Consider the following 13455-nt stretch of genomic DNA (forward strand, 5'->3'; position numbering starts at 1 on the left):
CATGACTATCTTAGGAATACTACGGTATCGGACAGCTCATTGCCCTCAGGATCATGTTCTAAATGATAATGCTGTCTGAGCAATAGTCCAATCTCATCTAATAGATCGGCCAGACTTTGCTCAATGTTACCTTTAGCCATGCCAGCAATCGCTTTGTCGCACATGGCTCGCCAAACAGTGGGACTAACATGAGCGTTAATACCTCGATCAGCGACGATCTCAAGGGTATGCTCACAGATATTGACATACACCAATACGCCCGTATTTTCTTCGGTATCCCATACTCGGTATGCACTAAATAGATCGACTGCACGCTCGCGACTGGCAACATGATAGGCGATGTGTATCGGGATATGGTTTTCTATAACTAAAAACACCTCGCCGCGATGTCCCTTTTCAGCATCTGCAACTTTCTGAGTTAAACGATCTAAGGCCTCATTAGACACCCAGCGGCTATGCAAGAGAGGTACAAACAAGGCTTGACGCCACCACCGTGCAAAGCTTGGCGTACTCACCACATCATGACCTTCAGCAACATTTGGATGAGCAGTTGTAGAATCAGTGTTAAAAGGTGGCTTAGCGTGTGGCTGTGATGGATCTTGCGATGTATGCTGCATAAGACGTCTTACCTCAACCTTTATTTATCATGTTAGCTATCGTAAAACCAAACTGGACTTACCTAAGAGACCGTTTAACTCACTATTTAGTCATTAGACATTTCGTTATTAAACATTTAGTTATTAAACATTGAAAACTACCAGGACCCACCAGCGCCGCCACCGCCGAAGCCGCCACCTCCTCCACCGAAGCCGCCGCCACCAAAACCACCGCCTCCGAAGCCGCCACCGCCGCCTCCCCCAAAGCCGCCACCGGGGAAAAAGACCACGCCGCCACGTCGACGCCCCCCTCTACCGCCTTTGCCGCCTCCTTTACCACCGCCAGAACCGCGCGATATCAAAAACAACCACAAAAATACCGCTAAAAATAGGGTCATTATCAAGCTACTACCACCACTAAGCGATAATAAGACAAAGCCGCCAGTTGACACTAAAGAACCGAGTATACGACCGAGTACAGCCGTTAAAAATAAGCCAAAAATTAAGGCAATCAAAAACGTGCCAAATAATGAAGGCGCTTGTGAGTCCGCAGACTGCGCTTGACTACGCTCTTTGGCAAGCTCATCAGACTGGGCTAAAATATCTGGGTCAGCGACCAGTCGCTCTTCGATACGATTGATCCCTTTAATCAGACCACCGGTATAATCACCTTGCTTAAAGGACGGCATAATCTCGTCATCAATCACTCGATTTAACACCGCATCAGGTAACACGCCTTCTAAGCCATATCCTGATAAGATATACATTTTACGATCATTAACCGCGACCAGTATCAATAGACCATCATCGGTATCGGCATTACCAAGCTTCCATTTATCGGCCACCTCTAAGCTATATTGGAAAATATCCATGCCATTGGTCGATGGTACAGTAACTAGGGCAGCTTGAGCCAAGCCTTGCTCATAGATATGACGCAATCGTTGACTGAGCATTTGCTTTTCTTGAGGGGTGAAAATCTTCGCCTGATCCACCACGGGAGAGTTCAGAATAAGCTTATCGCTATCGACACTTTGCGCTGTAGATTGACGAGGTTGACCTGTCGGTGCGGCGCTTGATCCTTGCTGGCCTCCTTCGGTATCGGCTTCAGCAACCGCTTCACCGATATCAGATTCGCCAAAGTTGGGTAGGTTGTCCCTAATGGCGTCATTACCCAATACAGCATCGTTTATCGCTTCATTTTGCTGGCCTGCTTTGGCAATGGCGACCATATCTTCGACACTTTGATCGCCAAAGCGTTGCACAGCTTGCGGTGATGACGAACTGCTATTATCACTGGTCTCAGCAACACTCATGGGGACCGTTAGGAGACTGGCACCTAATATTGTGAGTACTGACAAGCTGTGTTTTAACGTCTGCATGTTCGTTTTTACCACCTTAATTTATAACATTCGTGTTTAACATTTAGGATCTAAATTATTTATCTTAATAAACTTATGGCTTAATAAACTTATAACCTATTAAACTTAGAACCTATTAAATATATCAATGAATCATATTAGCGACTAATGCATCAATGCCCTTCTCTAGTCCTAATGCGTAGTCATTCTGACGAAAAGCAGGGGTTATTTCAGTGTCGATTACCCCTTTTACTTTACAATCAGTCAATGTATCTTCAATATCAAGACCTGTTAATAGGTGTAGTCTTTTATCATTTTTTGCGACTAATAAACGAGTGCTGTCACTGTCATAATAAAGACAGTGACAACCAAAGCAGACCTATTGCGTTGCCTTTTAAACACTAAAACCCCTTCACCAAAATCAATTTCAATACTAGCAACTATTCGCCAAAGTCGACTTTAGGCGCTGACGATATTGCCTCTTCATTCTCAACGCTAAAGTTAGGCTTAGTGTCCATACCAAATACTTTGGCGGTAATATTGGTGGGAAACTGGCGCACAGTAGTATTGTAGCCTTGAACTTCTTGGATATAACGGTTACGAGCGACAGTAATACGGTTCTCAGTACCTTCCAATTGTGCTTGCAAATCTGCAAAACGTTGATCGGCTTTAAGCTCTGGATAACGTTCAGAAACTGCCATTAACCGAGACAAAGCCCCTGTCATCTCAGCTTGAGCCGCTTGATAGTTCTCCATCGCTTGTGGGTCATTTAATACTTCAGGTGTCAATTGGATACTTCCCGCTTTAGAACGAGCTTCTGCAACATCAGTAAAGACATCTTGTTCGTGTTCAGCATATTGTTTGACCACTTCGACTAAATTGGGCACCAAATCATCACGGCGTTGATATTGGTTTACCACTTCCGACCATGCAGCAGTAACCTGCTCGTCTTGTGCTTGCAAATTATTATACCCACAGCCTGACAAACTCACGGCTGATGTACCTAATACCATTGATAATACAAGAGGCTTTAAGACTGATTTACGAGACATGACTACTCCAAATTTTCATAAGATAAATATTAATGTGTTTAAAAATGCCACTATCCTTTTATTTTATACCTTTAAGCTTAGCAAACCATTCCTTGAGTTTAGCAAACCTCTCATTTTCTACAAAATAACGAGTTCAACTTACCCATGACTAGATAGGATATTTGATATGAGTACATGAACCATACCACACCATTTAGCTAAACCACATTAACAGGTAAATGACATTAAAGAGAAAAAAAGTAAAAAAATACTAAAAAGATAGCAAGTTGCTTTTGATTTTACTGTGGAATGGGGTGAAAGCACAATGTTTACAATTTTTTGTTACCTAATTACAACTCCAAACTATAAAAATTACTAATCGTACCCACGATTTTATTCATTTTTTTATTAAATTTATTTTCAAACACTCAAATTTCCACAATAAAGTTAATTTGTGATAAAAAATAATCTGGTAATTTTAAGATTTTTATGGCAAATTGCAGTTACTAAGATATACGTTTGTGTAACATTTAGCCAAGTTAACTTACAATCATCTTTTCCTGATTCGTAATAGTGCAGATGTTTTATCATCTAACTACTTGGATTAAATGGCATATTTTTTGCTCTGATTTTTCTATGACATAACCACTGTACACTCATTTTAGTATTGCTATTGAGTGATACGTAGGTCTCTCAATCTGTTAACACTAGGAAAAACACTATGGAAGGCATTGTTAGTACTTTAAACAATATCATTTGGAGCCCCGCTCTCATTTATCTCTGCTTAGGGGCAGGTTTATTCTATTCCATTCTAACCCGTTTCGTTCAAGTTCGCCTATTTGGTGAAATGTTCAGATTGTTATTTAAAGGTAAGCCTGATAATGATGGTATTTCGTCGTTTCAGGCCTTAGCGGTCTCACTCGCTGGCCGTGTTGGTATGGGTAACATTGCCGGTGTGGCGGCTGCCATCGGTTTTGGTGGTCCTGGCGCTGTATTCTGGATGTGGATCGTTGCTTTTTTGGGCGCATCGACTGCTTATGTAGAATCGACGCTTGGTCAGATTTATAAAGAGCGTGATGTTCTCACTGGTGAGTACCGTGGTGGTCCCGCTTATTACTTTGAAAAAGCCTTGGGTCAAAAGTGGTACGGCATTTTATTTGCTATTTCATCCATTATCGCTTGTGGTGTCTTCTTACCCGGTGTACAGGCCAACGGTGTTGTTAATGCTGTCGCGCAGGTCGCAGGTGAAGGCTCAATGATGACCCTAATGGGCATGGACGTGGGTACAACGCGTTTGATTGCTTTAGCGATTATTTTACTCGTGCTTGGTTTCATCATCTTTGGTGGTATTAAGCGTATTGCGAAATTCACAGAATACGCGGTACCCTTTATGGCGTTAGGCTATATTGTTTTAGCGCTACTCATCATGTTCACCAACTTTAGTAAAGTACCTGAAGTATTCGGTATGATTATTAGTGATGCCTTTACCGCGCAAGCTGGTTTTGGTGCTGCTATCGGTTGGGGTGTTAAACGTGGTGTTTACTCTAACGAAGCTGGTCAAGGTACTGGCCCACATGCCGCTTCAGCTGCCGCCGTAGATCACCCTGCTCAGCAAGGTTTGGTTCAAGCATTCTCAGTCTATGTCGATACCTTACTGGTGTGTTCTGCAACCGCGTTTATGATCTTATCAACAGGTATGTATAACATTCAGGGCACATTGCCTGATGGTCAATTCATTGTACAGAATGTCGCCGCTGATACAGAAATTAGCTCTCCCTCATTCACTCAAATGGCAATGGAATCAGTGTATGGTACATTCGGTGATTCATTCATCGCTATCGCCGTATTCTTCTTCGCCTTTACGACTATCCTAGCCTACTACTATATTGCTGAAGTGAATATTTCGTACTTAACTCGCTTTATGGGACGTGGCATTAGTAAAGTGGGTCTGTTTGCCGTTAAAGTGGTCATTATGATCATGGTTGCCTACGGTGCGCTAAACACTTCAGGTTATATCTGGGGACTTGGCGATGTGGGTGTTGGTCTGATGGCTTGGTTGAACATCGTTGGTATTATCATTGTGTTCTTCGTAGCTCGTCCTGCACTTGATATCCTTAAGGATTACGAGGCTCAATTAAAAGCGGGTGGTGGTACTACGGCTAAGCGCTTTGTGTTTAATCCTGCTAAGTTTGGCATTAAAGGTGCCACTTACTGGGAAGAGCGTCATCGTGATGCTGAAGCTGTTAAACGTGACGATGTTGTAAAATAATGGGTTATAAATAATAGAGCTCAAATGATGCGGTATAAATATAATATCCGTCATATTTAATAGACCTTGTTTCTATTATAAATGTTAGGGCGTGTGGAACATTCGCAAATTAGCACTGCTGATAGCTAAAATCGTTCCAGACTAGGCGCAAACTGACGCTAATGTTTAGACCTTGGCTAGGTTTGTAACAACGTCTGGGGCGATTTTAGCATCAGCCCGAAGGGGCGGGACTCATTTTTGCCAATATATGGCGGCTTTTAAAAATTTAGGGTTCTAACTTAGAATGACTAAGCGTCAAAAATTTCACTGCATATTGACTAAAAAATAGTCTCCGCCAGTGCCATGGTCGAATGTTCCACACGCCCTAAGGCCCTAATATTTAAAACCATGTTATTTTAAGAGCCTCTTATTAAGGCTTTGTTAAAACCTTGATATAAGACTCGATATAAGAAAAGCCCGATACTGAGTATCGGGCTTTTTGATTACCTTAAGATTGGGTTATGTTTGAGCAATAGATCCCATGATCCTGACCTCGTTTAACAAGGATAGGTTATTTTTTGAAATGGGATTCATTTATGCCGGCTAAGCATTAGGTTATAGAAAGCATTATGCTACACTAACTGTTTTTAAATTAAATAATCTTAAATGAAATAGCACTTATTCATTTAAACTGATTCATTTAAACTGATTCATTTAAACTGATTCATTTAAATTAGTGCCGACGCATCATTTTGAATAATGCCGACTGCTAATTATTTATTCGCTTGCACTATATTGGTTCAAGAGACTCAATAAATACTTACTAGTCGCATTACACATTCAAATATATAACTTCAGTAACTTACGTAAGTCCTAATAAATGGAATATCACCCCTACTCTAAAGTAACCAATTTAAGCATGACCTATTAACCTACTGTATAAGAATGCGCTATGACCACCTGCTCACACCCCGAACATAACGAAAAGCCCAATACCCAAAATGCCAACTCAGACGCACCTGAGAAAAAAGAACACAGTCCTGATAATTTTAATCTAGTGCCACCTTCAGAGTTCCCCTTTAAAGAGCAACAGCTCACCGTTCGTGACCGTATCACTGAGCAATTAGCACAGCGTATTTTGATGCTTGATGGCGCAATGGGTACACAAATCCAAACCTTTAAGCTACAAGAGGCGGATTATCGTGGTGAGCGATTTGCTGATATTGAGCAAGATGTACAGGGTAATAATGATTTACTAGTACTCACTCAGCCAGAGATTATCAAAGGCATTCATCGAGACCATCTGGAAGCGGGTGCCGATATTATCGAGACCAATACTTTCAATGCTACCCAGATTTCTATGGCCGATTATGCCATGGAGCACTTGGTCCCAGAGATTAACCGAGAAGCCGCTCGCCTTGCCCGCTCGGTTGCTGATGAATTCACGGCTGAACATCCTGATAAACCCAGATTTGTGGCGGGTGTTATTGGCCCCACGTCTCGCACCTGCTCACTCTCACCTGATGTCAATGACCCTGCCTATCGAAATGTGACCTTTGATGAACTGGTCGATAACTATACTGAAGCGTTATACGCCCTAATTGAAGGCGGTATTGATTTGGTTTTAATCGAGACCATTTTCGATACACTCAACGCCAAAGCCGCTATATTTGCAGTAACCGGTGTGTTCGAAACCATCGGATTTGAGCTGCCGATAATGATATCGGGTACGATTACTGATGCGTCTGGTCGTACGCTATCTGGACAGACTGCCGAAGCGTTTTACAACTCGATTCGCCATGCCAAGCCTTTATCTGTAGGTTTTAACTGTGCCTTAGGTGCTGATGCCCTCAAGCCACATATCCAAACCTTATCGGATATAGCCGACACTTATGTCTCTGCTCACCCTAATGCGGGCTTGCCGAACGAATTTGGTGAATATGATGAGACACCTGAGGAGACCGCTGCCCTGCTTGATGGCTTTGGTAAGTCAGGACTGCTTAATATCGTCGGGGGCTGTTGTGGTACTCGCCCTGAGCACATCAAAGCTATCCACGATGTGATGCAGCAGTATAAGCCGCGTGAAATCCCAACTATTCCATCCGCCTGCCGTTTATCTGGCTTAGAGCCTTTTACCATCAATCAAAACAGCTTATTTGTCAACGTTGGCGAGCGTACCAATGTAACAGGCTCGAAGAAATTCCTACGCCTAATCAAAACCGGCGAATTTACCGAGGCTTTAGAAGTTGCTTTAAACCAAGTGGAAGGCGGCGCTCAAATCGTCGATATCAATATGGATGAGGGCATGCTCGACTCCAAAGGGGCGATGATTCACTTCTTAAACTTAGTCGCAGGCGAGCCTGATATTAGCCGTGTACCATTGATGATTGACTCCTCAAAATGGGACATTATCGAGGAGGGCTTAAAACGTACTCAGGGTAAAGCGGTCGTCAACTCAATCTCCTTAAAAGAAGGGTATGAAGAGTTTGTCGAACGTGCCAAGCTATGCATGCGCTATGGTGCTGCGGTCATTGTTATGGCATTTGATGAAGATGGTCAGGCCGATACGTATGAGCGCAAAATCGATATTTGTAAGCGCAGTTATGACATTTTAGTCGATGAAGTTGGCTTCCCGAGCGAGGATATCATTTTTGACCCCAATATCTTTGCCGTCGCCACGGGTATCGTTGAGCACAACAACTACGGTGCTGACTTTATCAACGCCACAAAATGGATCACTGACAACCTACCTAATGCGATGGTATCAGGGGGCGTATCAAACGTCTCGTTTAGCTTCCGTGGCAATCCAATTCGTGAAGCCATCAATGCCGTGTTCTTATATCACGCCATTAAGGCGGGCCTTACCATGGGTATCGTCAACCCTGCGATGTTAGAGGTGTATGACGAGATCCCTAAAGAAGCCCGTGATGCCATCGAAGATGTGATGCTCAACCGCAATCAAGGTGACAGTGGACAAGATGCCACCGAACGCTTAATGACCGTCGCCGAAGGCTATGTGGCTGGCGGCAAAAAGAATGATGGCACCGTTGACTTATCGTGGCGTGAGCAGTCGGTTGAAAAACGCATCGAGCATGCGCTAGTCAAAGGTATCACCACCTATATTGATGAAGACACGGAAGAAGCACGACAAAAATATGCCAAACCGTTAGAGGTCATCGAAGGACCCTTAATGGACGGCATGAACGTAGTTGGGGACCTATTTGGTGCCGGTAAAATGTTCCTGCCACAAGTGGTCAAATCCGCCCGTGTTATGAAACGCTCGGTGGCGGTCTTAAACCCCTATATCGAAGCTGAAAAAGTGGAAGGTGAGGTCAAAGGTAAGGTGGTCATGGCGACCGTCAAAGGCGACGTACACGATATCGGAAAAAACATCGTCGGCGTGGTACTTGGCTGTAACGGCTATGACGTTGTCGACCTTGGGGTGATGGTACCTTGCGATAAAATTCTCGACACGGCCATAGCGGAAAAAGCCGATATCATTGGTTTATCTGGGCTCATTACCCCAAGTCTTGATGAAATGGTGTATGTCGCCAAACAAATGCAAGAGCGTGGCATGACCCTACCGCTAATGATTGGCGGCGCCACCACTTCTAAAGCCCATACCGCGGTCAAAATCGAACCCCATTATCAAAATGATGCAGTGATTTACGTCACCGATGCCTCACGCTCTGTCGGTGTCGTCACCAAACTGCTATCAAAAGAACACCGAGTCGATCTGATTAAAGAGACCCGTGAAGAGTATGAAAAAGTACGTCAACGTCTGGCAAATCGCAAACCTAAAGCGGCTAAATTAAGCTATGCCGAAGCGATTGAACAAGGCTTTCAGTTTGATTGGGCAGACTACACGCCTCCCACACCAAACCAGCAAGGGCAAGTCATCCTAGACGACTACCCTATCGTCAACCTACTGTCTTATATTGACTGGACGCCCTTCTTTATCTCATGGGGCTTGGTCGGTAAATATCCTAAAATCTTTGACGATGATGTCGTAGGCGCCGAGGCCAAAGACCTATTTGGTAATGCCAAAGAATTACTCAAACGCTTCATTGATGAAGGATTGGTCACCGCCAAAGGCGTGTTTAAAATCATGCCGGCCAAGCGTACCGCACCTGATACAGTAACCGTGTACGATAAGCCCATTAATGAGGGCGGTCAGCCAACTCATGTGTTCGAGCACTTACGCCAGCAGTCTGACAAAGCAAGTGGCAAACCGAACTTTAGCTTGGCAGACTTTATCTCTCCTTTGGACGATCACACCGACTATTTGGGTGGATTTACCGTCTCTATTGAAGGTGCTCAAGAGCTATCTGACAGCTTTAAGGAAGCGGGTGACGACTACAACGCCATCATGGTTCAGGCTTTATGTGACCGCCTTGCAGAAGCCTTTGCTGAGCATCTGCATGAATTGATTCGTACCCAATATTGGGGCTATCAGCCAGAAGAACAGCTGACCAATGAAGAGCTAATTAAAGAAAAATATGTGGGTATCCGCCCTGCCCCCGGCTATCCTGCCTGCCCTGAACACACTGAAAAGGGTAAGCTATTTGATTGGCTCGACACCCAAAACGCCATCGGCACTTATCTGACTGAGAGCTATGCGATGTGGCCAGCATCTTCGGTTAGTGGCTTCTATTACTCACATCCTGAAAGTGTTTATTTCAATGTCGGTAAAATTGACCGTGATCAGTTAGAGGACTACGCCAAACGTAAAGATTGGGATATGAAGACAGCTGAGAAATGGTTAAATCCGAATTTGGCATAGGTGTTGGTTAGATTTTTCTATCCTATTTTTGAAGCAGGATTGGCTTTTGTAGCTAATCCTGCTATCCGCTTGTATCTTGGCTTGCACAGGGGCGGTCGCTAATAGCAAGTGTCGTTCCTGACTCAGCGATAACACCCCTTCCTAAGCGTCCGCTACCCTGTGCTATACCAAGTATACCCGCTACTATCAGGGCTAGCGGTCACATCGAGTTCTTGCTGGTATTTATCGTGATTTGAGTTTGGCTATCTTTAAAGCGTGGGTTTTACCTTATGAATAAAATAAGGTCTGATATAACGCTTCGATATCATCGAATTTCACGAACTGACCTTTATTAATCGTTCGAATATTAGGGCGTTCGGCTTTAATACCACTGGCATTACCTTTTACGTGTTTGGCAACTTTGGTATTCTCTATACCTGTTAATGGCTCTCCTGCTTTACCCCCATAATAATAAAATGAGCATAACTCTAATGAGTCCTCATCGAACACTACCCAAATAACACATCCCGAAGGCTTAGACGCTAAATTGATATGCACTTTTTGATTAGAAGTTTTACCACCTAGTTTTGATGCTTTTAGTTGAATATGACGAAGGATATTATTATTCTCAAGCACTATATCGTACCCAGAATTGTCAACCTCAGCCTTCAAAACCTCTAATTGACAGTCCCCTCTTTTCCAAGATATTTTGAGCATCTCACTAATAAATAGGTGCTCTATTAATTTTTCTCGATAACTTGAATGTATAGTGTGTCTACTCATATATCTTTTCCCTAGCCGTAGGGTGCACCGTGCGCACCATTGGAACATACGATTTATCACACCCTTATTAATTTAATTGGTGCGCGGGGCGCACCCTACTTCAACTTAGATAAGAAGGAAGATAGTTTGGAGTTGATTGAATCATATTTTTGTAGTCGAGTTTGGAAGTGGGATTAGTTATTGTAGCTAATCATGCTTTCGATTCTATCTTGCAGTCTCGTAGGGGAGGAAATTAAAAGCTAGTATCGTTTCTATTAACTTGATATAAGCAGGGATAAAGTCAGACCCTGACTCACTACAGCCGATTAGAAAATATATTATTTTGCAACTTCTTGCTAATCACCTATGAAATAGTGAAATCACAAGTCTATCTACTGCACTTTAGGATAGTACTGCCCCCCTCATATCTTGGTTTGCACTGGAACTAGCGGTCACATGATGTTCTTGCTAGTATGTATAATAGAATTTATTACTTTCATAAATACTGCAATTAAACTTTGTCATTAAAATTTGTTTTATTAACCTCATCTAATATAAAGGATTATCTTGATGAAAAACCTCGCTGTTAAAGTAAGTGGCAACATAATTAGTGAGTTATCCGAAAAAGTTCCTAGCTATACATTTGCTATTAATGAAGTTTTAAAGAATAGTTATGATGCTTGCGCTACAGAAGTAGAAATCACATATAATATTGATACCCATATTTTAGAAGTTCATGATAACGGTCATGGTATGTCTCTAGACAACTTAGAATCTCTATTTCATATAGCTAAGAGCTCTAAGCGTTATGGAGAGATAGTCTGCGGTGATAGGTATCAACAAGGTGAAAAAGGTTTAGGACTATTAGCAGTTTTTAAATTTGGTAACTCAGTATCTTGGAAAACTACACATGAGTCTTATAGCGAAATTTTAGAGCTATCAGTTGAAAGAGATAAGTTAATTGAACTTGAAGAAATTACTGATTATATTATTCCTATTAAGACAAAGGATAAAGACAGAGCTTTTACTGGTACTTTATTATCAATAGATTGCAGTCAAGATGATGACCTTGACATGATCGAAAGTTTTTTTAAATCTGATATTAATACTAAAAAATTTATAAATCTCTTCCACGATAGTAGCATCATAGTAACCTTTAAACTGGTAGAAGCTCTAAATAAAGAAATAAAATCTAACAAAACATCACTCAATAAAGCTATGAAGAATAGTGATAAACTATCTATTTTTGATATTGAGTTTGATTCAAATAAAAGTTCATTGGTAACTTTTAAACAAGGTTATAATACTACTCAAATTGAGTTCACTAAAAAAACGCTACCTAGTAACACTTCGTTACAAGCTAATTTCAAAATACTTAGCTTAAAAGGTTCGGGTGTTAAGAATGTTGACTCATTATTTCATTTAGTTCGCAGTAAACAATCTAGTTTACGTCCTTTGCTATATATTAATAAAGTACTATTCAATAACTACGATTTATTTAACCCTGAAATTTCACGTGCAGTACAAAGAGGGAAGTCTTTACCGCAGATTATAGGATATTTAGACTTAGTTACGACAAATCCTAAGATATCATTTAATCCTGATAGAACTAAATTGATAGAAAACTCTGTTGTTTCTGAAATTGAAAGTTATCTTTTAGAGTTAAATCTATTTATCCAAGAAGAGGCTTCAAAACTACGTAAGAATGGATCTCCTATAAGTCAAGATAATAGCTCTTCTGATGGTAGCTCTTCTAATAATAGCTCTTCTGATAATAGCTCTTCTGATAATAGCTCTTCTGATGATAGCTCTTCTGATGATAGCTCTTCTGATGATAGCTCTTCTGATGATAGCTCTTCTGATGATAGCTCTTCTGATGATAGCTCTTCTGCACATAATAAGGCTTATATTAATTTACATTACAAACAAAAAAAGTATCGATTTTATTTTTCTACGAGCTTGAATAATCTCGATAGATTTATCAAAGAAGCGATTAATGAGGATGGAAAACCTATACCACGTAGTAAGATTAAAACTTATGTTGATGGAACACCTACAGACTCTGATACAATTGAAACAGTTACAAATTCATGTATTAAAATATTAAGCTTTAGATACGTTGAAAATAATGAGGTGATATGTAGCTCAGATGAATTGAAACTAGTTTTCGAACAAATAGATACTAAATTAGATGGGAAACCTTCTGAACAGTTTTTAATAAAACCTATAGGCATTAAATACACTGTCACTTTACCGACAGTAGGTGAGTTGATTCACCAAATAAACACTCTATGGAAGAAAGATAAGGAATACAAAGTCATTATCGCAAGCTCCTTAAGAGTTATCTTTGATTTAAGTTGTTTATATTTAGAAGAAAATATTGAGGGTGTAGATGAAAGTCTTAATTTAAAAAAGTATAGCAAACTAGAGGTGAAGGTTAAAAAAGCAGTTACAATAATAAAAGACCATATGACCTCAACGGGTAGTACTTATTCGCAAAGATTAACTTTACGCCATACTACTTTAGTAAATATATGTGAACCTTCTGATTTTGAAGCTATGGTGAGGAAGTCGAACCTAGGTTCTCATGGTGCTACTGATAAGCTTTCAAATGATGATATTGAGAGTATTGCTAGGTACGCAGGTTATTTTGCCCAACTTGTTGATGCCTATCTAAAAGATAAAGGCTATATTTAAA

At 41.3% G+C, this 13455-nt stretch carries 7 protein-coding genes and 1 pseudogene; 3 read left to right on the forward strand and 5 right to left on the reverse strand.

Features of this window, described 5'->3' with window-relative positions:
• Positions 1-5: 5 nt before the first annotated feature.
• From AC2SLT_RS08860 to AC2SLT_RS08875, 4 genes and pseudogenes are all read right to left on the reverse strand, one after another.
• Positions 6-617: a TPM domain-containing protein gene (locus AC2SLT_RS08860; protein ID WP_486547297.1), complete on the reverse strand. Its 612-nt coding sequence runs from the start codon at positions 615-617 to the stop codon at positions 6-8.
• 137 nt (positions 618-754) lie between these two features.
• Entirely contained in the window at positions 755-1975 is a 1221-nt protein-coding gene (locus tag AC2SLT_RS08865) for a TPM domain-containing protein (RefSeq protein ID WP_486547298.1), read from the reverse strand.
• A gap of 124 nt (positions 1976-2099) precedes the next feature.
• A pseudogene (locus tag AC2SLT_RS08870) lies at positions 2100-2282 on the reverse strand (TPM domain-containing protein); the annotation flags it as partial.
• A 112-nt stretch (positions 2283-2394) separates the two neighbouring features.
• Entirely contained in the window at positions 2395-3006 is a 612-nt protein-coding gene (locus tag AC2SLT_RS08875; RefSeq protein ID WP_486547299.1) for a LemA family protein, read from the reverse strand.
• A 700-nt stretch (positions 3007-3706) separates the two neighbouring features.
• Here AC2SLT_RS08875 and AC2SLT_RS08880 point away from each other — a divergent pair.
• Both AC2SLT_RS08880 and metH read left to right on the forward strand, forming a co-directional pair.
• A complete protein-coding gene (locus AC2SLT_RS08880; RefSeq protein ID WP_486547300.1) occupies positions 3707-5254 on the forward strand; it encodes an alanine/glycine:cation symporter family protein in 1548 nt (515 codons plus the stop codon).
• Between the two features lie 931 nt (positions 5255-6185).
• A complete protein-coding gene (metH, locus tag AC2SLT_RS08885; protein WP_486547301.1) occupies positions 6186-10016 on the forward strand; it encodes a methionine synthase in 3831 nt (1276 codons plus the stop codon).
• Positions 10017-10283: 267 nt separating this feature from the next.
• Here the strand turns inward: metH and AC2SLT_RS08890 are convergent, their stop codons facing one another.
• Positions 10284-10778 carry a hypothetical protein gene (locus tag AC2SLT_RS08890; protein ID WP_486547302.1) on the reverse strand — a complete coding sequence of 165 codons (495 nt, stop codon included), beginning with the start codon at positions 10776-10778 and terminating at the stop codon, positions 10284-10286.
• Between the two features lie 549 nt (positions 10779-11327).
• Between AC2SLT_RS08890 and AC2SLT_RS08895 the strand changes: the two genes are divergently transcribed.
• Positions 11328-13454: an ATP-binding protein gene (locus AC2SLT_RS08895; protein ID WP_486547303.1), complete on the forward strand. Its 2127-nt coding sequence runs from the start codon at positions 11328-11330 to the stop codon at positions 13452-13454.
• Position 13455 lies beyond the last annotated feature (1 nt).

The organism is Psychrobacter sp. CX18, from assembly GCF_057396215.1.

Bases quoted from the DNA above. Each gene is read 5' to 3' on its own strand.
- AC2SLT_RS08860 (WP_486547297.1), bottom strand. From the start codon at position 617: ATGCAGCATACATCGCAAGATCCATCACAGCCACACGCTAAGCCACCT.
- AC2SLT_RS08880 (WP_486547300.1), top strand. From the start codon at position 3,707: ATGGAAGGCATTGTTAGTACTTTAAACAATATCATTTGGAGCCCCGCT.
- AC2SLT_RS08875 (WP_486547299.1), bottom strand. From the start codon at position 3,006: ATGTCTCGTAAATCAGTCTTAAAGCCTCTTGTATTATCAATGGTATTA.
- metH (WP_486547301.1), top strand. From the start codon at position 6,186: ATGACCACCTGCTCACACCCCGAACATAACGAAAAGCCCAATACCCAA.
- AC2SLT_RS08865 (WP_486547298.1), bottom strand. From the start codon at position 1,975: ATGCAGACGTTAAAACACAGCTTGTCAGTACTCACAATATTAGGTGCC.
- AC2SLT_RS08895 (WP_486547303.1), top strand. From the start codon at position 11,328: ATGAAAAACCTCGCTGTTAAAGTAAGTGGCAACATAATTAGTGAGTTA.
- AC2SLT_RS08890 (WP_486547302.1), bottom strand. From the start codon at position 10,778: ATGAGTAGACACACTATACATTCAAGTTATCGAGAAAAATTAATAGAG.